This is a genomic window from Polynucleobacter sp. MWH-Spelu-300-X4 (assembly GCF_018687515.1).
GTDB lineage: Bacteria > Pseudomonadota > Gammaproteobacteria > Burkholderiales > Burkholderiaceae > Polynucleobacter.
In genome coordinates this window covers 1,083,511-1,104,514 of sequence record NZ_CP061294.1, presented here as the reverse complement: position 1 = coordinate 1,104,514, position 21,004 = coordinate 1,083,511, and the positions used below count along the sequence as shown (strand labels likewise).

At 43.8% G+C, this 21,004-nt stretch carries 19 protein-coding genes, 1 tRNA gene and 1 pseudogene; 15 read left to right on the top strand and 6 right to left on the bottom strand.

All coding sequences use genetic code 11. The annotated features are described in order from the left end of the window. Window positions 1-4: 4 nt before the first annotated feature. The 4 genes from ICV01_RS05735 to ICV01_RS05720 all read left to right on the top strand — a co-directional run bounded on the left by ICV01_RS05735 (window position 5) and on the right by ICV01_RS05720 (window position 1,278). Entirely contained in the window at window positions 5-343 is a 339-nt protein-coding gene (locus tag ICV01_RS05735; RefSeq protein ID WP_256440727.1) for an integration host factor subunit alpha, read from the top strand. A gap of 12 nt (window positions 344-355) precedes the next feature. Then, window positions 356-718: a MerR family transcriptional regulator gene (locus ICV01_RS05730; RefSeq protein ID WP_251369323.1), complete on the top strand. Its 363-nt coding sequence runs from the start codon at window positions 356-358 to the stop codon at window positions 716-718. An 8-nt stretch (window positions 719-726) separates the two neighbouring features. Continuing rightward, window positions 727-803 (top strand) — tRNA-Pro (locus ICV01_RS05725). Window positions 804-993: 190 nt separating this feature from the next. After that, the gene (locus tag ICV01_RS05720) at window positions 994-1,278 is read left to right on the top strand and encodes an H-NS family nucleoid-associated regulatory protein (RefSeq protein WP_215286540.1); all 285 of its coding nucleotides are present in this window, start codon (window positions 994-996) and stop codon (window positions 1,276-1,278) included. A 35-nt stretch (window positions 1,279-1,313) separates the two neighbouring features. On the opposite strand, the gene ICV01_RS05715 is transcribed toward ICV01_RS05720, so the two are convergent. Then, window positions 1,314-2,012 (bottom strand): excisionase family DNA-binding protein, encoded by a 699-nt coding sequence (locus ICV01_RS05715; protein ID WP_215286539.1) that lies wholly within the window; start codon window positions 2,010-2,012, stop codon window positions 1,314-1,316. A gap of 347 nt (window positions 2,013-2,359) precedes the next feature. On the opposite strand from ICV01_RS05715, the gene ICV01_RS05710 reads away from it, so the two are divergent. The 9 genes from ICV01_RS05710 (at window position 2,360) to bamC (ending at window position 13,821) form a co-directional block, all read left to right on the top strand. After that, window positions 2,360-5,215: a 2-oxoglutarate dehydrogenase E1 component gene (locus ICV01_RS05710; RefSeq protein WP_215286538.1), complete on the top strand. Its 2,856-nt coding sequence runs from the start codon at window positions 2,360-2,362 to the stop codon at window positions 5,213-5,215. A 47-nt stretch (window positions 5,216-5,262) separates the two neighbouring features. Then, the gene (gene odhB / locus ICV01_RS05705; RefSeq protein ID WP_215286537.1) at window positions 5,263-6,471 is read left to right on the top strand and encodes a 2-oxoglutarate dehydrogenase complex dihydrolipoyllysine-residue succinyltransferase; all 1,209 of its coding nucleotides are present in this window, start codon (window positions 5,263-5,265) and stop codon (window positions 6,469-6,471) included. A gap of 26 nt (window positions 6,472-6,497) precedes the next feature. Then, a complete protein-coding gene (lpdA, locus tag ICV01_RS05700; protein WP_215286536.1) occupies window positions 6,498-7,934 on the top strand; it encodes a dihydrolipoyl dehydrogenase in 1,437 nt (478 codons plus the stop codon). An 88-nt stretch (window positions 7,935-8,022) separates the two neighbouring features. After that, window positions 8,023-9,123, top strand: a complete 1,101-nt coding sequence (zapE, locus tag ICV01_RS05695) for a cell division protein ZapE (RefSeq protein WP_215286535.1) — start codon at window positions 8,023-8,025, stop codon at window positions 9,121-9,123. A gap of 20 nt (window positions 9,124-9,143) precedes the next feature. Continuing rightward, on the top strand, window positions 9,144-9,983 hold the full coding sequence (locus ICV01_RS05690; protein ID WP_215286534.1) for a 3',5'-nucleoside bisphosphate phosphatase: 840 nt from the start codon (window positions 9,144-9,146) through the stop codon (window positions 9,981-9,983). Between the two features lie 7 nt (window positions 9,984-9,990). Continuing rightward, complete coding sequence (locus ICV01_RS05685; RefSeq protein WP_215286533.1) at window positions 9,991-11,193, top strand: tryptophan--tRNA ligase; 1,203 nt, start codon at window positions 9,991-9,993, stop codon at window positions 11,191-11,193. Beyond that, complete coding sequence (locus tag ICV01_RS05680) at window positions 11,180-11,752, top strand: bifunctional 2-polyprenyl-6-hydroxyphenol methylase/3-demethylubiquinol 3-O-methyltransferase UbiG (RefSeq protein ID WP_251369322.1); 573 nt, start codon at window positions 11,180-11,182, stop codon at window positions 11,750-11,752. Before ICV01_RS05685 ends, ICV01_RS05680 begins: the two co-directional genes overlap by 14 nt. Then, window positions 11,749-12,657 carry a 4-hydroxy-tetrahydrodipicolinate synthase gene (gene dapA, locus ICV01_RS05675; protein WP_215286531.1) on the top strand — a complete coding sequence of 303 codons (909 nt, stop codon included), beginning with the start codon at window positions 11,749-11,751 and terminating at the stop codon, window positions 12,655-12,657. Before ICV01_RS05680 ends, dapA begins: the two co-directional genes overlap by 4 nt. A gap of 33 nt (window positions 12,658-12,690) precedes the next feature. Then, window positions 12,691-13,821 (top strand): outer membrane protein assembly factor BamC, encoded by a 1,131-nt coding sequence (bamC, locus tag ICV01_RS05670; RefSeq protein ID WP_215286530.1) that lies wholly within the window; start codon window positions 12,691-12,693, stop codon window positions 13,819-13,821. Between the two features lie 84 nt (window positions 13,822-13,905). Here bamC and ICV01_RS05665 read toward each other — a convergent pair whose 3' ends face one another. Continuing rightward, a complete protein-coding gene (locus ICV01_RS05665; RefSeq protein WP_215286529.1) occupies window positions 13,906-14,067 on the bottom strand; it encodes a hypothetical protein in 162 nt (53 codons plus the stop codon). 133 nt (window positions 14,068-14,200) lie between these two features. After that, window positions 14,201-15,358 (bottom strand): cupin domain-containing protein, encoded by a 1,158-nt coding sequence (locus ICV01_RS05660; RefSeq protein ID WP_215286528.1) that lies wholly within the window; start codon window positions 15,356-15,358, stop codon window positions 14,201-14,203. A gap of 133 nt (window positions 15,359-15,491) precedes the next feature. Here ICV01_RS05660 and ICV01_RS05655 point away from each other — a divergent pair, with 133 nt between their 5' ends. Then, complete coding sequence (locus ICV01_RS05655) at window positions 15,492-16,067, top strand: peptidylprolyl isomerase (protein ID WP_215286527.1); 576 nt, start codon at window positions 15,492-15,494, stop codon at window positions 16,065-16,067. 63 nt (window positions 16,068-16,130) lie between these two features. Here the strand turns inward: ICV01_RS05655 and mutS are convergent, their stop codons facing one another. The 3 genes and pseudogenes from mutS to ICV01_RS05640 form a co-directional block, all read right to left on the bottom strand. Beyond that, entirely contained in the window at window positions 16,131-18,779 is a 2,649-nt protein-coding gene (gene mutS / locus ICV01_RS05650; RefSeq protein WP_215286526.1) for a DNA mismatch repair protein MutS, read from the bottom strand. A gap of 18 nt (window positions 18,780-18,797) precedes the next feature. Then, window positions 18,798-19,346 (bottom strand): annotated as a pseudogene (cysE, locus tag ICV01_RS05645) (serine O-acetyltransferase); the annotation flags it as partial. Continuing rightward, a complete protein-coding gene (locus tag ICV01_RS05640) occupies window positions 19,346-20,164 on the bottom strand; it encodes an RNA methyltransferase (protein WP_215286524.1) in 819 nt (272 codons plus the stop codon). The pseudogene cysE and the gene ICV01_RS05640, both read right to left, overlap by 1 nt. A 36-nt stretch (window positions 20,165-20,200) precedes the next feature. On the opposite strand from ICV01_RS05640, the gene ICV01_RS05635 reads away from it, so the two are divergent. Further along, entirely contained in the window at window positions 20,201-21,004 is an 804-nt protein-coding gene (locus tag ICV01_RS05635) for an inositol monophosphatase family protein (protein ID WP_215286523.1), read from the top strand.

Here is a 21,004-nt window from a genome sequence, read left to right as displayed (position 1 = left end):
CTTAATAACAAAAGTAACAAAAAGCGAAAAACGGAGTCCTGAAATGAATGAAACAGGTACGATTACTAAAGCAGAATTATCAGATGCCTTGTTTGACCAAGTTGGGTTGAATAAGCGTGAAGCTAAAGATTTAATTGACGCCTTCTTTGAGACGGTGGGTACTTCTTTAGAGGCTGGTGTTGACGTCAAGATTTCAGGATTTGGGAATTTCCAGTTACGCGAGAAATCAGCAAGGCCTGGTCGCAACCCTAAGACAGGTGAGTTAGTTCCTATTTCAGCTAGACGCGTGGTGACATTCCACGCTAGTCAAAAGCTTAAAGATAAGGTTGATCCTAAGCTCTAACGAGTTTTACCTATGGAAAAGAATGGTAGCGGCATGATTGCCGGGGATTTGCTCCCTCCAATTCCAGCGAAACGCTACTTCACGATTGGTGAAGTGGGCGATCTTTGTGACGTCAAACCTCATGTTTTGCGTTATTGGGAGCAGGAATTTAATCAGTTAAAGCCCCAGAAGCGACGCGGTAATAGACGTTATTACCAACATCACGAGGTTGTTTTGATTCGTCGTATTCGTGAGCTTCTCTATGAAGAAGGCTTTACGATTAGTGGCGCAAGAATCAGGTTGGAAGAACAGGGTGGTGGTGCCACGGTGGATGCATCAGATGCTGGCTCCATTAGAGCTGATTTATTAGCTGTCCTTCATATTCTTTCTAGTTAATCAATTTTCGGGGCGTAGCGCAGCCTGGTAGCGTACTTGCATGGGGTGCAAGTGGTCGGAGGTTCAAATCCTCTCGCCCCGACCAAACAAAGCCTGAAGCTCATGTTTCAGGCTTTTTTATTACCCGAGTTTATATAATCTAATTAAATTAATATTATTTATATATTTAATAAATATATAAATTAATAAAAATTATGGATTAATTAATAATTTGTATATAATAATCTCGTAGATTTTTAATCTAATATGAATAATTCATTAAACACGGGGAAATAATGGCAACATATCAAGAATTGTTGGCTCAAAAAGCGGCTTTAGAAAAGCAAATTTTAGAAGCTCAGGCTGCTGAAAAGGCAGAGGGCATTACCAAAGCTAAGGCAATTATTGAGCAGTATGGTTTAAGTGCTTCAGATTTATTTGCGCGTAAAGGTGCGGCTGGTTCACGAGGTGGTAAAGTTGCAGCTAAATACCGCAACGCAGCTACAGGTGAAACCTGGACTGGTCGCGGTAAGGCTCCAAAATGGATTGAAGGTAAAGATCGAACTCAATTTGCTATCTAATTAATATATATAGTAAATCAATGGCGGCCTGTATATCAGGCCGCTTCGCATTTCTTAGCCATGCAATCAAGAATTAGTGCTTCTAATTTTTCACTAAACTTGATATTGGTAGCCCCATTTTCCAAAAGTAATAAATCTGATTTATATGATCTTATTAATGGGTTTTTATGCTTTTTACCAACCCTTATTGAGTTTGTACCTGAATCCATTAATACTTTATTTTCTGGTGATATATCTAATATTTGAGGGTGTAATTTTAAAAATCCATCTTCAACTAATATGGGAATATTGCGAGTATGGGTATTTTTGCTGAGATAACTCGTTAAGTGAACTTGTTCTACAGGTGATATTTGGGCATCTATATAAATCACATCTGGGGCCAGCGATACTGCTTGCATGAGAGCCTCTAGACTATCGGCTGACATATGTAGATTGACCTCAGATTTCCAATGTTCAGTTAAGGCTGAAAATCCCTCAAAAGAAGCTTCGCGTTTCATGATGGCTAACAGTAAAAATTGTGCCCCACACCGTTGCCGTATACCTAAGCGCCTTCTTTTCAATAGTTGCTCTAGTGAGGATGTTAGGATTCGGCGGTGACCACCTTGGGTTTTCCAAGCAAGTAATTCGCCGGTCTCAACCATCTTTTGGACGGTACCCAGTGATACTTGTAGATAACGCGCGCTTTGGCGAGTGCTCAAGTAATCCTTAGGATTTTCAAGATTTTTAACTTCCATTATTTATTTCCTGTTAAGTATTTAAAGGAAATTAAATGGTAAAAAGGTTTTTAATTTTTGAAAATCGGGCAATTCTGATTTTCTTGTAGGGGATTTCTTACAAGACTCTTGCTAATAATCCTTATTTTATTAGGGGAAAGACCTAACTGCAGACCTGAAAGCTAAGGTTTACAGTCATATTCAGTAAAAAAGTAAGGCAAATAGGTGCTTAGCCGTGTTAAGCTCTTATCTGCGGAACATCCTTCCGTTGCAGTTACAACTAGTTCGCAATCCGCTAACCGGTCAAGCCGTGTCGCGGAAGGTTTAACCCACTACAAATTCGGGATACCCGATGAAAGGTGAGCAATATGATGCAGTCCTACAGAGGTAGTTCTTATCTCTTCGGCGGTAACGCCCCTTACGTAGAAGAACTCTACGAAGCCTATCTTGAAAATCCAGCTTCTGTTTCTGATTATTGGCGAGAGTATTTCGACAATGTTCAGCACGTTCCTGCTGTAGATGGAACAACTAAGCGTGACGTGCCGCATGCGCCTGTCGTTAACGCTTTTGCTGAAAGAGCTAAGCAAGGTCCTATTAGAGTTATTAATGACTCAGCAGATTCTGAATTGGGTCGTAAGCGCGTGGCTGTTCAGCAATTGATTGCTGCTCACCGTAACGTCGGTACACGTTGGGCTGATTTAGACCCACTAAAGCGCACAGAGCGCCCGAATATTCCTGAGCTTGAGCCGTCTTTCTATGGCTTAGGCGATGCAGATATGGAGATTGTGTTCAATACAAGTAACACTTTCTTTGGCAAAGACAATATGACATTGCGTGAGTTGCTACAAAACTTGCGCCAGACTTATTGCGGCACAGTTGGTGCTGAGTTCATGTATATCACTGATCAAAAGATGAAACGTTGGTGGCAGGAGAAATTGGAGTCTGCCCGTTCAACACCGTCTTACAGTCCAGAAAAGAAACAACAGATTCTTGAGCGCTTAACAGCAGCTGAAGGTTTAGAGCGTTATTTGCATACTAAATATGTGGGGCAAAAACGTTTCTCATTGGAGGGCGGTGAAAGCTTTATCGCTTCTATGGATGAAACTGTTCGTGCTGCTGGTCTTGCTGGTGTACAAGAGATTGTTATTGGTATGGCTCACCGTGGCCGTTTAAATGTGTTGGTGAATACTTTAGGCAAGATGCCTAAAGATTTGTTCGCTGAGTTTGAACATACAGCGCCAGAAGATTTACCAGCGGGTGACGTGAAGTATCACCAAGGTTTCTCAAGTGACGTAACAACGCCAGGTGGTCCAGTTCACTTATCGTTAGCATTTAACCCATCTCATTTAGAGATTGTGAACCCGGTGGTGGAAGGTTCTGTGCGCGCACGTATGGATCGCCGCGGTGATTTGACTGGTGCACAAGTGATGCCGATTTTGGTGCACGGTGATGCTGCGATTGCCGGTCAAGGTGTGGTTCAAGAAACTTTGGCGATGGCTGAAGTTCGCGGTTATTACACAGGCGGCACATTGCACATCGTGATTAATAACCAGATCGGTTTTACAACTTCTGATCCGCGTGACTTACGTTCAACGCTTTACTGTACTGATATTTTAAAGACGATTGAAGCGCCTGTATTGCACGTTAATGGCGATGATCCTGAGGCGGTAGTGTGGGCGACCAACTTGGCAGTTGAGTATCGCAATACATTTAAGAAAGATATCGCGATTGATATCATCTGTTTCCGTAAATTGGGACACAACGAACAAGATACGCCTGCATTAACGCAGCCGTTGATGTACAAAAAGATTGCTCAACATCCTGGTACTCGCAAGTTGTACGCGGACAAGTTAGAAGCTTTAAATGTATTGCCTGCTGGTGGTGGTGATGAGATGGTGAAAGCCTATCGTGCTGCTATGGAAGCAGGTAAGCACACAGTTGATCCAGTGATTTCTAATTTCAAAGGTAAATATGCCGTTGATTGGAGTCCATTCCTTAATAAGAAGTGGACCGACTCTGCTGATACAGCGATTCCTCTAACAGAGTGGAAGCGTTTGGCTGAGCGTATTACAAAAGTACCAGAAGGCTTCAAGCCTCATAACCTAGTAGATAACGTTTTGAATAATCGTGCGGCTATGGGTCGTGGCGAAGTAAATGTTGACTGGGGTATGGGTGAGCATATGGCTTTTGCCTCTTTGGTGGCCAGTGGTTATCCAATTCGCTTATCAGGTGAAGATTCAGGTCGTGGCACCTTTACACACCGCCACGCTGTGATTCATGATCAAAACCGTGAGAAGTGGGATACAGGTACTTATATTCCATTGCAGCACGTTGCGGATGGTCAAGCGCCATTTACGGTGATTGACTCTATCTTGTCTGAAGAGGCTGTTCTTGGTTTTGAATATGGTTACGCTGCAGCTGAACCAAATACATTAACTATTTGGGAAGCTCAATTCGGTGACTTTGTGAACGGTGCTCAAGTGGTGATTGACCAGTTTATCGCCTCTGGTGAAGTGAAATGGGGTCGTGCCAATGGTCTTGTGATGATGTTGCCTCATGGTTATGAGGGTCAAGGTCCTGAGCACTCATCAGCTCGCCCTGAGCGTTTCATGCAGCTATGCGCTGATATGAATATGCAAGTGGTTCAACCAACGACTGCATCGCAAATTTTCCATTTGTTGCGTCGTCAAATGATTCGTCAGTTCCGTAAGCCTTTGATCATCATGACGCCTAAATCTTTATTAAGAAATAAAGATGCAACATCTCCAATTACGGAGTTCACAAAAGGTGAGTTCCGCACAGTGATTGGTGAGTTAGATGACAAGATTGATGCGAAAAAAGTAACGCGTCTTGTGGCTTGCTCAGGCAAAGTTTACTACGATTTAGTGAAAGCTCGTGAGGCGAAAAAGGCTGATGATGTGGCCTTGATTCGTGTGGAACAGTTATATCCATTCCCACACAAAGCTTTTGCTGCTGAATTGAAGAAATATCCAAAGTTAGCTGAAATTGTTTGGTGTCAAGATGAGCCACAAAATCAGGGTGCTTGGTTCTTTGTGCAACATAACATTCATGAAAATATGACTGATGGTCAGAAGTTGGGTTATGCAGGTCGTCCAGCGTCTGCATCCCCAGCATGTGGTTATGCGCATTTGCACCAAGATCAACAAAAAGCTCTCGTGGATGCCGCATTTGCAAAGCTTAAAGGCTTTGTATTAACTAAATAATTTAAGCAATTTAACTAATAAATACTTTATACAAAAGGGAAAAGAACATGGCTATCGTAGACGTCAAAGTTCCACAGTTATCTGAATCAGTTGCAGAAGCAACAATGTTGACCTGGAAGAAGAAGGCCGGCGAAGCAGTTGCTCAAGATGAAATCTTGATTGAAATCGAAACAGACAAAGTTGTTTTAGAAGTGCCAGCTCCATCAGCAGGTGTATTGGCTGAAATTATTGTTGGTGATGGCGGTACAGTTGTTTCTGATCAAGTGATTGCAAAAATTGATAGCGCTGCTAAAGCTGCGGCCGCGGCTCCTGCTGCTGCACCTGCTCCAGCGACAGCAGCCCCAGCGCCTGCTGCGGCTCCAGCAGCTCCAGCAACAAGTGCAAAGGCAATGCCATCAGCAGCTAAATTAATGGCTGAAAATAATTTATCAGCAGTAGCTGGTTCTGGTAAGGATGGTCGTATTACTAAGGGTGATGTATTGGCAACTTTGTCAGGCACAGCGCCGGTGGCTAAAGCTGCTCCTGCAGCAGCTCCAGTGGTGAGCAGTGCTAGTGGTCGTCCAGAAGAGCGCGTGCCAATGAGCCGTTTGCGCGCACGTATTGCAGAGCGTCTATTGCAATCTCAACAAACGAATGCCATTTTGACAACATTCAATGAAGTCAATATGGCGCCAGTGATGGCGATGCGTAATAAATATAAAGATCAGTTCGAGAAAGAGCATGGTACTAAGTTGGGCTTTATGTCTTTCTTTGTTAAAGCTGCTGTACATGCTTTGAAGAAATATCCGATTTTGAATGCATCTGTTGATGGCAATGACATCATTTATCACGGTTATTTTGATATTGGTATTGCGGTAGGTTCACCACGTGGTTTGGTTGTGCCTATTTTGCGCGATGCTGATCAAATGAGTTTGGCTGATATCGAGAAGAAAATTGCTGAGTTCGGCGTGAAGGCTCGTGATGGTAAGTTGACATTAGATGACCTTTCAGGCGGTACATTCTCAATTTCTAACGGGGGTATTTTCGGCTCAATGTTGTCTACACCGATTATTAATCCGCCACAATCTGCGATTTTAGGTATTCATGCAACGAAAGACCGTGCAGTGGTTGAAAACGGTCAAGTAGTTGTTCGCCCAATTAATTACCTAGCAATGTCTTATGACCACCGCATCATTGATGGTCGTGAAGCTGTATTAGGTTTAGTTGCTATGAAAGAAGCCTTGGAAGATCCAGCGCGTCTTTTATTGGATCTTTAATTAGCTAAAAAGTTAGAGAGATAAACATGAGTCAAAATTTTGATGTCGTTGTGATTGGTGGCGGCCCTGGCGGTTACATTGCTGCAATCCGCGCGGCTCAGTTAGGTTTTAAGGTGGCTTGCGCCGAAAGCAATGCTTACGATGATCCTAAGGGTGAGCCACGTTTGGGTGGTACATGTTTGAACGTGGGTTGTATTCCATCGAAGGCATTGTTAGCAACATCTGAAGAGTATGAAAATATCGCGCACCACGTATCTGATCACGGTATTACTGTGAAAGATGTGAGCGTTGATGTTAAGAAGGTCATTGCTCGTAAAGATGACATCGTGACAAAAATGACAGGTGGCATTCAGTTCTTATTCCGTAAGAACAAAATCACATTGTTAAAAGGTCATGCTTCATTTGCTGGTAAAGGCGCTGAAGGTTATCAAATTAAGATTGATGGCAAAGATGCTGGAACTGTAACTGCCAAAAATGTGATTATTGCAACAGGATCTAAAGCCCGTCATTTGCCAGGTATGCCAGTAGATAACGAGCTTATTTGCGATAACGAAGGTGCCTTGAAGTTTGGCGCAACTCCTAAGAAATTAGGCGTGATTGGTGCTGGTGTTATTGGCTTGGAATTGGGTTCTGTTTGGCGTCGCCTTGGTGCTGAGGTAACTATTCTTGAAGCATTGCCAGGTTTCTTGGCTGCTTGTGATGAAGGTGTAGCAAAGGAAGCGCAGAAGCTATTCACTAAGCAGGGTTTGAAGATTAATTTAGGCGTGAAGATTGGCGATGTAAAAACAACGAAGAAGGGCGTAACGGTTGCTTACACAGACAGTACTGGTGCTGCTCAAACTTTGGAGTGTGATCGTTTAATTGTTTCTGTAGGCCGCGTGCCAAATACAGATGGTCTTAATCTTGATGCGATTGGCCTTAAGGCTGATGAGCGTGGCTTTATCCCTATTGATAACCACACATGCGCAACATCAGCTCCTGGCGTTTACGCTATTGGTGATGTGGTTCGCGGACCTATGTTGGCTCATAAAGCTGAAGATGAGGGTGTGTTGGTTGCAGAAGTGATTGCTGGTCAAAAGCCACATATTGATTACAACTGTATTCCTTGGGTTATTTATACATCTCCTGAAATTGCTTGGGTTGGTAAAACTGAGCAACAGTTAAAAGCTGAAGGTCGTGCTTATAAACCAGGCCAATTCCCATTCGCTGCGAATGGTCGTGCTTTAGGTATGGGTGCTGCTGATGGTTTTGTCAAAGTATTGGCTGATGCTCAAACTGATGAAATCTTGGGTGTACATATCATTGGTAATGCCGCTTCTGATTTGATTGCTGAAGCTGCGGTAGCAATGGAGTTTAAGGCTGCAGCTGAAGATATCGGTCGTGTATGCCATCCACACCCAAGTCTTTCTGAAGTTGTGAGAGAGGCAGCATTGGCTACAGATAAACGTGCGTTAAATATGTAATGCTCTTTTATTCATAGCAATCCTTGGGGGCTACTGAGTTTTTTTTAAGAAAACTCTTTGGTCCCCAAAATTTTTGTATTGACAGGTCATGAAAGTAACTGAGTTTTATCAACAAGAATTAGCTAAGCGGGGCTACGGTAGCGATGCTGCGCAGCAGGCTGCTATTGATCGCTTGCAACGTTGCCAAAATGAATGGTTATCGTATAAAGAAGTACGTAGTGGCAAATTAGCAAAAATGATGCGTTTCCCGGATCTGCCTCGCGGTGTTTATATGTGGGGTGGAGTTGGGCGTGGCAAATCATTCTTGATGGACTGTTTTTATGAATCTTCACCAGTTGAAAAGAAAACTCGTTTGCACTTTCATGAATTCATGAGAGAAGTTCACCGAGAGTTGCAAGATCTACGTGGTAAAGCAGATCCCCTAGATATATTGGGGAAAAATATTGCTAAGCGTTATCGCTTAATTTGCTTTGATGAGTTTCACGTGAGTGATGTGGCTGATGCCATGATTTTGTATAAATTGTTAGATTCATTATTTAAGAATCGCGTGCAATTTGTCATGACTTCTAACTATCGTCCGGATTTGCTTTATCCAGATGGGTTGCACAGGGATCGTATCTTGCCAGCCATCGCCTTATTGCAAGAGAAGCTTGACATCATGAATGTCGATGCCGGAGTGGACTACCGTCAAAAAGTGATGGAGCAAGTAAAAGCGTATTACTGTCCATTGGGTCCTGAAACAACTGCGACTATGAATAAGGTCTTTGAAAGCGTGGCAGAGGCCCACGATGAACAAGACCCAACACTTCATATTGAGGCTCGAGAAATTCGTGCAGTTAGACGTGCCGGTGGCGTTGCTTGGTTTGATTTTAAGACTTTGTGCGGTGGGCCGCGTTCGCAGAATGATTATTTGGAAATCGCTAATTTATTTCATACGGTTTTGCTTTCAGATGTCCCATACATGCCTCCAAAGATGGCCAGTGAGGCAAGGCGCTTTACTTGGCTCATTGATGTGTTTTATGACCACAAAGTGAAATTAATTATTTCTGCAGAGGTGGCAGCAGAGCTGCTTTATACGGAAGGACAGATGGCTAACGAGTTCCATCGGACAGTTTCAAGAATTATTGAGATGCAGTCCAAGGAATACCTTGAGGCCCCTAGGCGTATTGTGGATACGCGTTTAACTTAATTGACTAGTAAAATCTAGCTATGCACACAATCAATGCCGATTTGCATTGCCATTCCGTGGTTTCTGATGGGACATTAACTCCAGAAGCATTGGCAGCCCGTGCAAAAAATAATGGCGTGCAGTTGTGGGCCTTAACAGATCATGATGAGTTGGGTGGCCAGAAGCGAGCTAAACAAGCAGCTACTGAATTGGGTATGCAATATGTTTCGGGTGTGGAGATATCTGTTACTTGGTCTGGGCAAACAGTACACATTGTCGGCCTTGGTGTTGATGACGAAAACAAGCTGTTGATAGATGGCTTATATAGAACTCGTAATGGTCGGTCTGAACGCGCGAAAGAAATGTCAGCGCAGTTAGAGAAAGTGGGTATCCCTAATGCTTATGAAGGGGCGCTTCATTTTGTGGGCAACCCAGAATTAGTTTCTCGAACGCATTTTGCTAGATATTTAGTGGAAGCCGGTGTTTGCAAAGATACAGATGAAGTTTTTGCCAATTATTTAATTGAAGGTAAACCTGGTTTTGTGGCCCATTCATGGGCAACCCTTGATAATGCTGTTCAATGGATTACAGGGGCTGGCGGGGTGGCAGTTATTGCGCACCCAGGGAGATATCGCTATACCTCTTTGCAATTAACGCAGCTATATGAGCAATTTAAAGATTTGGGTGGCAAGGGGATTGAAGTGGTTACGGGCAGCCATAGTGCCACTGAGTTCAAAACATTTGCTAAAGTAGCGCAGCAGTATGATTTTTTGGCTTCTAGAGGGTCTGATTTTCATGACCCCCAAGAGAGCCATACGGATTTGGGACAATTACCTAATCTACCTACGCAATTACGACCTGTTTGGTCGGTGTTTCAATAAGAGATATATGTTTTCTGAACGAGTTTTATCCGGTATGCGTCCAACGGGCGCTTTGCACTTAGGCCACTACCATGGTGTTCTTAAGAATTGGGTTAAGTTACAGGCCGAGTACCCTTGCTATTTCTTTGTGGCAGATTGGCATGCTTTGACCACTCACTATGAAACGCCAGACATCATTGAGTCTTCCGTTTGGGATATGGTGATTGATTGGTTGGCGGCGGGTATTGATCCAACTCAGGCTACCTTGTTTATTCAAAGCAAAATTCCTGAGCACGCAGAACTATTTTTATTATTAGCGATGGGGACGCCATTGGGTTGGTTGGAGCGTGTTCCTACCTATAAAGATCAAATTGAAAAGCTTAAAGAAAAAGATTTGCAGACTTATGGATTCTTAGGTTATCCATTAATGATGGCTTCGGATATTTTGATCTATAGAGCGCAGCATGTGCCTGTTGGTGAAGATCAGATTCCACACGTAGAGATGACTCGTGAGGTGGCTCGTCGCTTTAACTACCTCTACGGTCGCGAGCCTGGCTTTGAAGAAAAGGCGCTAGAGGCCGCTAAAAAATTAGGTAGCAAGCGTACAAAGTTGTATTTGGAGTTACGTACTGAGTATCAGGAAAAAGGGCATGAAGAGGCGCTTGAACAGGCAAGAGCTGTATTGGCTGATGCGCAGAGCCTTTCTATGGGTGATCGTGAGCGTTTATTCGGTTATCTAGAGGGTGCTAGAAAGATTATTCTTCCAGAGCCTCAGGCTTTGTTGACAAAAGAATCTCGTATGCCTGGTTTAGATGGGCAGAAGATGTCAAAGTCTTATGGCAATACGATAGCTTTGCGTGAGGATGCAGCTTCAATCGAGAAGAAGGTCAGAACCATGCCTACAGACCCTGCGCGTATTCGTAAAACGGATGCGGGGGATCCTGCTCGTTGCCCAGTTTGGCAGTTACATCAGGTTTATTCCGATGATGAGACTAGAGCGTGGGCTGAAAAAGGTTGCAAGAGCGCTGGAATTGGTTGTATTGAGTGTAAACAACCAGTTATTCAAGGTATTTTAAAAGAGCAGCAGCCAATGATGGAGCGCGCTCAAATTTATTTAGATGACCCAAGTCTATTGAGAGCCATTATTGCTGATGGCTGCGATAAGGCTCGTAAAGTGGCTCAAGAGACGATGCGTGATGTACGCGAGGCGATGGGGCTTGATTACAGTTAAATCGGCCTTGGAGGCTGATTTACAAGCCTCTGACTGGGTTACTCAGCATGCATCTAATATTCGCCCAGGGGGGCGAATATTAGACTATGCCTGTGGTACTGGGCGCCATGCTATTTACCTAGCTACTCAAGGTTATGAGGTGCTAGCGATTGATTGTAATCCTCAAGTTTTGCAGGAAATTACTGATAAAGCACGCCAACTGCAGTTAAATATAAAAACACAACTCATTGATTTAGAACAAAATAATTGGCCATTTTCTGGTTCTGAGTTTGCCAAGTCTTTTGATGGGGTGGTGGTGACTAATTACCTATATCGCCCCTTTTTGATGTGCCTACCTGAGTTACTTAACGATGGTGGGGTTCTGATTTATGAAACTTTTGCACTTGGCAATGAGGCTTTTGGCAAGCCAAGTAACCCCAATTTTTTATTACGACCTAATGAATTGCTTGGATTTTCTGAAAAGATGAAGATTTTGGCCTATGAAGACGTTCAAATTCAGTTGCCTAAACCTGCTTGTATTCAGAGAATCTGCGCTGTTCCGCTACAATCAAAAACATGACTAAATTAGCTAAAAACATCTCTGGAAGTTTGGTGGCTATCGTCACGCCTATGCATGCCGATGGCAGTCTTGATTTACCTGCTTTACGCCAGTTAATTGATTGGCATATAGCTGAGGGTACGGACGGTATTGTGATCGTTGGAACTACCGGCGAATCACCGACTGTTTCTGTGGAAGAGCATTGTGAGCTCATCAAGGTAACTGTAGAACATACAGCAAAACGTATTCCTATTATTGCTGGCACAGGCGGTAATTCAACAAGCGAAGCGATTGAATTAACCGAGTACGCCAAAAAAGTTGGCGCTGATGCTAGCTTGCAAGTAGTGCCTTATTACAACAAGCCGACTCAAGAAGGCATGTATCAGCATTTCAAGACGATTGCTGAAAAAGTTGATTTGCCTGTTATTTTGTATAACGTGCCAGGCCGTACAGTTGCTGATATGGCTAATGAAACCGTGATCCGTTTAGCTAAGGTGCCAGGTATTACAGGTATTAAAGATGCTACCGGAAACTTGGAGCGCGGCACTCAATTAATCGCTGGGCTAAAGGCGGCTGGGGCTCATGATTTCGCAGTGTACTCAGGCGATGACTTAACTGCGTTATTCCTTATGTTGATGGGGGGGCAGGGTAATATTTCTGTAACGGCTAACGTTGCCCCTAAATTAATGCATGAATTATGCGTAGCTGCCATGGCTGGGGATATGGCTAGAACGAGAGAAATTCAATATAAGCTTTTAGCAGTCCATAAATCAATGTTCATTGAAGCTAATCCAATTCCTGTGAAATGGGCATTGCATGCTATGGGTAGGATGGATTCTGGCATTCGATTACCTCTAACAACTTTGAGTGATGCCTCACAAGAACAAGTTAGACAAGCTTTAAAAGCTGCTGGCTTATTGGTGTAATCAACAGTTAACAGATATTACTTAGGAAACTTTATGCGTCACTTATCTTCAAAATCTAGCTTGGCAACTATTCTGCTGGCTATGACAACCAGCTTGTTGATGTCAGCTTGCTCAACGACATTTTCTGGCGACACAATTGACTACAAGTCAGCTGGTGAAAAAAAAGGACCTAATTTAGCGTTTCCGCCAGATATGACTGTGGTTAATGGTGATAAGCGTTATGTGGTGCCTGATGGTGGTGCAACTTTATCTGGTTTTACTGCTGTAGCTGCTACTGCTAAGCCTGAAGGTAAAGAAACAGTTTTGCCAGTTGTTCAAGGTATGCGCATTGAAAGAGAAGGTGATCGCCGTTGGTTGGTGGTTTCAAAGCCAGCGAAGGGTGTGTATCCAAGTGTGCGTGAATTTTGGCAAGAGTCTGGATTTCTATTGTTAACGGATTCGCCTGAAACTGGCATCATGGAAACTGACTGGGCTGAGAACCGCGCCAAGATTCCACAAGACTTTATTAGAAGAACTTTAGGAAAAGTTTTAGATTCTCTATATTCAACAGGCGAGCGTGACAAATTCCGCACGCGTTTAGAAACTAATGCTAAAGGTGAGACAGAAATTTATATTACTCATCGTGGTGCAGTTGAGCAATTGACTGGTAATGATAAGAGTCAAACTATTTGGACTGCACGTGCTAATGATCCTGAGCTAGAAGCTGAATTCTTGGCTCGTTTGATGCAACGTCTTGGTTATACAGAAACTGCGGCTAGAGCATCGATTGGTAGCAAAGCACCAAGTGCACCAAAAGTATCTTATTTGAAGAAAGAGTTAACGCCTCGTTTAGAGTTCCCTGCTAACTTTGATCGTGCGTGGCGTGAGATTGGTGTTGGTTTAGATCGTTCTAACTTTATGGTTGATGATCGTGATCGCACGCAAGGTATTTATTTTGTACGTTTCTTGAATCCAAAAGATTTATCAGGTGATCGCGGCTTCTGGGAAAAAATGTTCAGTAGCAAGTCTGATGAAGATATGAAGCGAGCTAAGCGCTATCGTGTGATCGTTAAAGAATCATCAGGCACGATTGTTGTGACAGTGCAGGATGACAAAGGTACCCCTGAGGTTGGTGAGGTAGCGATTCAGTTGCTGACCTTGTTGGATCAGCAGTTAGGTAAGTAATAGAAAAAGGCCAGATTAATCTGGCCTTTTTTGTGCCCATAAAAAAAGCCACCCGAAGGTGGCTTTTTTACATCTTAAGAAGGATTACTTCTTAGCTGGTTCTGCAGCAGGAGCAGCTGGAGCAGCAGCTGGAGCAGCTGGAGCAGCAGCGTCAGCAGCTGGAGCAGCTGGAGCTGGAGTTTCTTTTTTACCACAAGCTGCCAAAGCAACTGCTAACAAAGAAGCGATCAATAGTGATTTTTTCATTTTATTTCCTTAAAAGATTAGCTAATCATCTAACGGTGATTTAGACCGGATGCTTAAATGACTTAGCGAGCTAAGACCTAAAAGTATCAGCCAACGATTATAAATAGTTTTTTAAAAAATACTAGCGTTAACCCTAGAGAGAATTCAGAGTTAGCCAACCGGAGCAATAGGCCTCAAACCATGGGTTTTGGGAATCCTCAATAAGTTTACTCAGTTGAATACACTCCGCCTTTGTAAGGGATTGATTTATAGATATTTTTTTCCAGAAGACCCAGTCATCTTCAGTGTCGTCGCTGACACTTTCACCGTTGAGGTAGTAAAACTCTTGATCATGTAGGATTTTTGAGAGCGGTGATAGGCTAATGCCTTGTTTTGTTATGGCTTTTTTAAAGGCCTGTAAATCTAGCAACGATTGGGGCGCGATGAAGTACGTTTGCGGCTTAGGTTCACTCAAGATGCTAGCTAGCGTGCAGGAAATATCGCTTTTACTCCAATGAATTTTATTGAGTTTTTCATAAACAGAATCAATGAGCTCTTGAGGAACAAGCGCTGGATCTTGAATAGCTCTTTGTTGTGGGTCTTTGTAGAGTTGATTAAGCTTTGGATCGTTCTCTAGAGCTTCTGTGGTGCGCCATAGTATCTCCGAGATAAGATCTTTATAGTTTGGAACCTTGAACCCCACAGACCAAGTTTGGCAGCCAGCGTCTACTGCAATACCATCATGCGCCACATTGGGAGGTAGGTACAACATGTCTCCAGGTTCTAATACCCAGTCATTGGTTGGCTTAAAGTTTTTTAAAATTTTTAAGGGGAGGCCTTCTTTTAAGCTGAGGTCTGTTTGAGTCGAAATTCTCCAATTTCTGTGACCAGCCATTTGAATTAAGAACACATCATAAGAGTCCAAGTGGGGGCCAACACCACCGCCCGGGCCAGCAATGCTAATCATTAAGTCATCCAGGCGAGCTTCAGGGATAAATCTAAACCAAGACATAACTGTTTTAGCTGCGGGATGGTGGCCATTAACACCTTGTACTAATAACGTCCAATCAGGGTCGCTCAGTTTTGGCAGTGTTTTAGGTTTAAAGGGGCCGTGATTAAGCGACCAAGGTTTGCTTTGAACCAAGCGTGATTCAACTGTTTTGCGGGATGATAGTTCGGCTAATTCGGCCATGGATATGGGGCTATTTAAGCCTCCCCCAGAAATTTTGGCTAAGGCAAAGGCAGGAATAGCCCCTCGAACTAAAAGCGGTTTTTTCTGCCAATATTCCTTCATAAATCGTTCTGGACTCATTCCCCCCAGTAAGGCCCAAGTTTCCTGTATTGGAAGTGGTTGAGGGGGCTTAGGAGGTTGATATACGGAGGTCTTATTTGATTTCATGATTGGTTTGCGGCTTTATTGAGCGTAGTCACGTAAAATACGTTTTATGAAAGTACAAAAGAATACTATTGTTTCACTTAAATACCGTTTAACAGATGCTCAAGGAAATTTGATTGAGGAGTCATCAGGTCCCATGGTTTATTTGCATGGTGGATATGATGGCACTTTTCCAAAAATAGAAGAAGCGGTAGATGGGCATGATATTGGCTATGAGACCACGATTCAATTAGAGCCAGCTGATGCTTTTGGTGATTATGACCCTGAATTATTAAAAATCGAAGCCCGTACGCGCTTTCCAGAGCCGCTTGAAGTTGGTATGCAGTTTGAGGGTTTGTTAGATGATGCTGACGCTGATTCTGATATTGACGAGGATGATGCGCTTATTTATACCGTCACTGATTTGGCTGAAGATAAAGTGGTATTGGATGGCAATCATCCTTTAGCTGGGTTGGCTCTTAAATTTTGGTTGCAGATTTCCGATGTGCGTGAAGCTACAGAAGAGGAAGTGGAAGAGGGGCATCCTAAGGGAGCTTTTGGATTGGATGTTGAGGGTGATGGTTTGGATGAGGAGGATGATTATCCAACGCCACCTTTACAGGGGCAGCGCCCAACCTTGCATTGATATTGGATGCACCTGCGTGCATAGAAATTAGTTACAAAAATAAGCCTTAATTAAATATTTTAATTAAGGCTTATTTTTTAATTGATAAAGAATATCGAGAGCTTCCTTGGGGCTTAAGCTGTCAGGGTTAATCATTTCAAAGTCTTTGAGAAGTGCTAAGGCTTTTTCCTGGTCTGGGTGAGTGGAGCTAACTTCTGGTTCATGCACATGACTAAATAAATCTACTTGCTTGCTATCTTGATTTGCAGTTTCTTCTAGGCGGTACAAATGTTTTTTCGCCTCTTTAATGACTTCTTGGGGTACGCCTGCTAATTGAGCTACTTGCAAGCCGTAACTTTGGTTAGCATGCCCCGGTTGCACGGTATGTAGAAAAACAATACCTTGGCCTTTTTCGACGGCGCTAAGATGTACATTGGCACATTGGGGATACTTGCTCGGAAGACTTGCTAATTCTAAGTAGTGTGTGGCAAATAAAGTCCACGATTGGTTTTTAGATAAGAGTTGTTGAGCAATTGCCCAAGCGAGTGCTAAGCCGTCAAAAGTAGATGTGCCTCGACCGATTTCATCCATTAAGACTAAGGATTGAGGGGTGGACCGATGGAGGATAGCCGCAGCTTCCGTCATTTCAACCATGAATGTTGAGCGACCACTCGCCAAATCATCTGCAGCACCAATGCGTGTGAAAATGCGATCAATAGGCCCTATGGTTGCTTGTGTCGCTGGTACATAAGAGCCTACATAGGCTAATAAAACAACTAATGCGATTTGCCGCATATAAGTTGATTTACCACCCATATTAGGCCCCGTAATTAAAAGCATGCGACGACCATTATCAAAGTGAGCGTCGTTGGGTGAAAAAGATTCAGAGCGTTTCGCTAATTGATCCTCTACAACTGGATGTCGGCCACCTTCAATATGAAGACCAGTTTGTTCAGTTAAGTTGGCTCGATGCCAGTCTAATGTTTGGGCGCGCTCGGCAAAAGTTGCCAATACATCAGTCTGGGCGAGTGCCCCAGCAGTTTCCTGACAGGCACTGACGTGCTGTTGTAGTTCAATAAGTAAAGCTTCATATAGCTGTTTTTCTAAAGCAAAGCTACGCTCTTTAGCGGAAAGAGCTTTATCTTCAAAAGCTTTTAGTTCTGGCGTGATGTAGCGCTCAGCATTTTTGAGTGTTTGTCTACGGCGATAATCTTCTGGAACTTTATCTGCTTGACCATTGGTGACTTCAATAAAAAAGCCGTGAACTTTATTGAATTCAACACGTAGATTGGCGATTCCAGTTCTTTCGCGTTCACGTGTTTCGAGTTCGAGTAAGAATTGACCGCAGTCATCACCTAGGCGACGTAACTCATCTAATTCAGTGTTGTAGCCATCGGCAATAACACCGCCTTCACGGATAACTACTGATGGTTCTGGGGCGATAGCCTGTTGCAATAAACCTAGAACTGGTGGTGCTTTAGCTAGTGCATCAGCTAACTCATTTAAGAGTGTTGAGCTTTGACCCAATGGTTTTAGCTTTTCAGCAAGATCTGGTAATGAAGCTAATGTGTCGCGTAGGCTGCTAAGGTCTCGAGGCCTTGCACTTCCCAAAGCTAAACGTGCACTAATGCGTTCCACATCGGCAATTTGTCTTAAAGCACTACGAATGTGTTCCAAAGCAAAAGCATTGTTGATGAATGATTCAATTGCTTGATGTCTATTTTGAATCGTCGTTGCATTTCTAAGTGGGTGATGTAACCAGTGTCTTAAAAGGCGACTACCCATGGCGCTTGAACAAGTGTCTAGCAATGAAAAAAGTGTCGGCTCAGTTTCTCCACGGAGCGTTTCTGTTATTTCTAAATTTCTTCTTGTGGCGGCATCGATACCGATATAACTGGCATCTTCTTCAACTTGGCATTTTTGAATATGAGGCAATTTTCCATGCCAACCCAAACCTTGCGTATTAGCGCCGTAGGCAAGTACGGCTGCTACAGCTGCAAGCGCTACGGCAAACTTGTCTTCTTGATCAATGCCGATGCCTTGCAGGCTGCTCATTTGAAAGATGTCTTGTAGGCGGCGTGAGCCTTCATCAGGTGTCCAAACCCAATCTGGAATGCTGTTACCGGATAAGTGGATCTCAGCCCAATGAGAGTCGCTTAAAGCGTCTTTGATTTGTTTTTCAGTGCCTAATGGACAGAGTATTTCAACTGCTTGAATGCGGGCCAAATATTGAGCTAGTTCTTCTGGGTCGCATTGTGTGATGCGTAAATTGCCACTGGCCACTGTTAACCAAGCTAAGCCCCATGCCCCTTTTTTATTGTTAGGGCATATGGCTAGCAATGGGGCGTCGTGACGCTCATTCATCAGAGCTGAATCAGTCAGCGTCCCTGGTGTAATCACACGCATAACTTTGCGTTCTACTGGCCCCTTACTTTCCGCAGGGTCGCCTACTTGTTCTGCAATGGCAACGGATTCACCAGATTTAACTAACTTGGCTAAATATTGTTCTGCGGCATGGTAGGGGATGCCGGCCATTTTGATCGGGTTGCCGGCTGACTGCCCACGCTGTGTGAGAGTGATGTCTAGAATACGCGCTGCTTTTTCTGCATCTTCAAAGAAGAGTTCATAAAAATCTCCCATACGAAAGAACACCAAAGAGTGCGGATGTTCTGCTTTGATTCGCAAGAACTGCTGCATCGCAGGCGTATGCTTAGCCAACTCCAGTGGATTCATCGTTTAGCTAAGATCTTCAGGGGTAATACCGTAAGCGGTAAATGAGTGTTGAGAGTCTTGGGTTTGCACAATGCGAGCAGGGATGCCAACAGCAGTAGCGCCTGCAGGTACTTCTTTTAGTACCACGGCATTAGATCCAATGCGTGCATCTTTGCCTACGGTAAAGCCACCTAATACCTTAGCGCCTGCACTAACAACTACTCCAGACTCTAAGGTTGGGTGGCGTTTCGTGCCTTTGTATAAAGAAGTTCCGCCCAAGGTGACACCTTGATAGATCGTGCAGTCGTCACCGATGACAGTTGTTTCACCAATGACAACGCCTAATCCATGATCAATAAAGACGCGTTTGCCAACGATAACGGCGGGATGGATTTCAATACCTGTTATGAAGCGTGCGGTGTGCGAAACGATTCTTGCTAGCAGTTTGAGTCCTAAATGCCATAGAAAATGCGCGATACGATGGAGCCAGATGGCATGTAAGCCTGGATAGCAAAGGATGACCTCTAGGCGGCTACGAGCCGCTGGGTCGCGGGCAATAATGGAGTCAATGTGTTCGAATAAAGGCATTATTTGATTTTACCGTGTAGAAGCATTTGTTTCGCAATCCCGCGTAAAAGATCAATTTCTTCTTTATGGAGACCTGATCTGGCAAATAAGGCTTGGAGTCTTGGCATGAGTTTTTTAGGGTTGGCAGGATCTAAATAGCCAATAGCTTCTAAACCTTGTTGCCAATGTTCTAGCATGGCGCTAATGGCCATTTGATCAGCTAAATCTGAGGTGGCACTCATTAAATTTTCAGATTTAATAGATAGTGCATCCATGAGGCCTTGTCTCATGGAATACGTGACAATCATCATGGCTTGAGCAAGGTTCAATGAGGGGTAGTCTGGGTTGGCATCAATCCAAACCCTGTGGGTGCAATGCTTTAGATCTTCATTGTCTAACCCCGTCCTTTCAGTACCAAAGACAAAAGAGACGCTTGTTTGCTTGATGGCTGCGTTAGCAGCCATTTGAATCGCTTGGCTAAGAGGGATTGCCGGTGGGCCAAATTCACGGTCTCGTGTAGTTAAGCCAAATACCAGCTGGCTATCGCCAACAGCGTGAATAAGGGATTCATGATTTTGCGATCCTTCTAGTACATCAAAAGCGCCGCTGGATAAAGAAATGGCTTCCGCTTTTTTAGCCATGTGTTGATAAACCGGATTGACTAGATGTAGTTCATGAAACCCCATTGTTTTGAGTGCGCGAGCCGCAGAGCCAACATTTCCAGGGTGGCTGGTGCGCATCATGACCCAGCGAATAGGCCACGCTTGCTTCAAAACTCCCAAAACTTCTTCGTTTCGAGCTAAAATCGGTTTTCGTCGTGCAGCTTTATCGCTGGACATTGCTCTTCTCCAATTCGTTGTGTTACTTAAAATACTATGCACCCCATGCTTAATGTGGCCATTAAGGCCGCTCGTCGCGCAGGAAATATTATCAACCGAGCTTCGCTAAACAGCGAGCGTATTCAGGTTACCCGTAAACAACACAACGATTTTGTTACTGAAGTCGATCAGGCAGCTGAAGCTGCCATTATCGAGACTTTAAGAGAAGCTTACCCGGATCACGGATTTTTAGCGGAAGAAACAGGTGAGACTGCCGGTTCACAAGCCGCTGATCAACCAAGCCATGTGTGGATCATCGATCCATTAGATGGCACCACAAATTTCATTCACGGATTCCCTCAATACGCTGTTTCAATTGCTTTAGCCGTTGATGGTGTAACTCAGCAAGCCGTTGTTTATGACCCTAATCGTGATGAGCTATTTACAGCAACTCGTGGAGCTGGTGCTTATTTAAATAACCGTAGATTACGTGTGGCAGGTCGTTTAAAAATGACTGAAGCTTTAATTGCAACGGGCTTTCCTTATCGGGAAGATCAAGATGTTGAAGCTTATGTAAAAGCCTTTGTTGAGATGACTCGTCAGTGCGCTGGTTTGCGTCGTCCTGGAGCCGCTTCTTTAGATTTAGCTTATGTTGCTGCAGGCCGCGTAGATGGATTTTTTGAGCAGGGCTTGAAGCCTTGGGATATTGCCGCTGGCGCTTTATTAATTACTGAGTCGGGTGGTTTGGTAGGTAATTATGCTGGGGAAGAGTCTTACCTTCATACGGGTGAGGTTATGGCTGCTAATCCACGTATTTTTGGCCAAATGGTCAACACATTGCGCCACCATTCAAAAGTTTAA

Bases quoted from the DNA above. Each gene is read 5' to 3' on its own strand.
- ICV01_RS05685 (WP_215286533.1), top strand. From the start codon at position 9,991: ATGTTTTCTGAACGAGTTTTATCCGGTATGCGTCCAACGGGCGCTTTG.
- ICV01_RS05665 (WP_215286529.1), bottom strand. From the start codon at position 14,067: ATGAAAAAATCACTATTGATCGCTTCTTTGTTAGCAGTTGCTTTGGCA.
- ICV01_RS05690 (WP_215286534.1), top strand. From the start codon at position 9,144: ATGCACACAATCAATGCCGATTTGCATTGCCATTCCGTGGTTTCTGAT.
- ICV01_RS05660 (WP_215286528.1), bottom strand. From the start codon at position 15,358: ATGAGTCCAGAACGATTTATGAAGGAATATTGGCAGAAAAAACCGCTT.
- mutS (WP_215286526.1), bottom strand. From the start codon at position 18,779: ATGAATCCACTGGAGTTGGCTAAGCATACGCCTGCGATGCAGCAGTTC.
- ICV01_RS05710 (WP_215286538.1), top strand. From the start codon at position 2,360: ATGATGCAGTCCTACAGAGGTAGTTCTTATCTCTTCGGCGGTAACGCC.
- ICV01_RS05720 (WP_215286540.1), top strand. From the start codon at position 994: ATGGCAACATATCAAGAATTGTTGGCTCAAAAAGCGGCTTTAGAAAAG.
- ICV01_RS05635 (WP_215286523.1), top strand. From the start codon at position 20,201: ATGCACCCCATGCTTAATGTGGCCATTAAGGCCGCTCGTCGCGCAGGA.
- ICV01_RS05730 (WP_251369323.1), top strand. From the start codon at position 356: ATGGAAAAGAATGGTAGCGGCATGATTGCCGGGGATTTGCTCCCTCCA.
- bamC (WP_215286530.1), top strand. From the start codon at position 12,691: ATGCGTCACTTATCTTCAAAATCTAGCTTGGCAACTATTCTGCTGGCT.
- ICV01_RS05655 (WP_215286527.1), top strand. From the start codon at position 15,492: ATGAAAGTACAAAAGAATACTATTGTTTCACTTAAATACCGTTTAACA.
- ICV01_RS05715 (WP_215286539.1), bottom strand. From the start codon at position 2,012: ATGGAAGTTAAAAATCTTGAAAATCCTAAGGATTACTTGAGCACTCGC.
- odhB (WP_215286537.1), top strand. From the start codon at position 5,263: ATGGCTATCGTAGACGTCAAAGTTCCACAGTTATCTGAATCAGTTGCA.
- lpdA (WP_215286536.1), top strand. From the start codon at position 6,498: ATGAGTCAAAATTTTGATGTCGTTGTGATTGGTGGCGGCCCTGGCGGT.
- zapE (WP_215286535.1), top strand. From the start codon at position 8,023: ATGAAAGTAACTGAGTTTTATCAACAAGAATTAGCTAAGCGGGGCTAC.
- dapA (WP_215286531.1), top strand. From the start codon at position 11,749: ATGACTAAATTAGCTAAAAACATCTCTGGAAGTTTGGTGGCTATCGTC.
- ICV01_RS05640 (WP_215286524.1), bottom strand. From the start codon at position 20,164: ATGTCCAGCGATAAAGCTGCACGACGAAAACCGATTTTAGCTCGAAAC.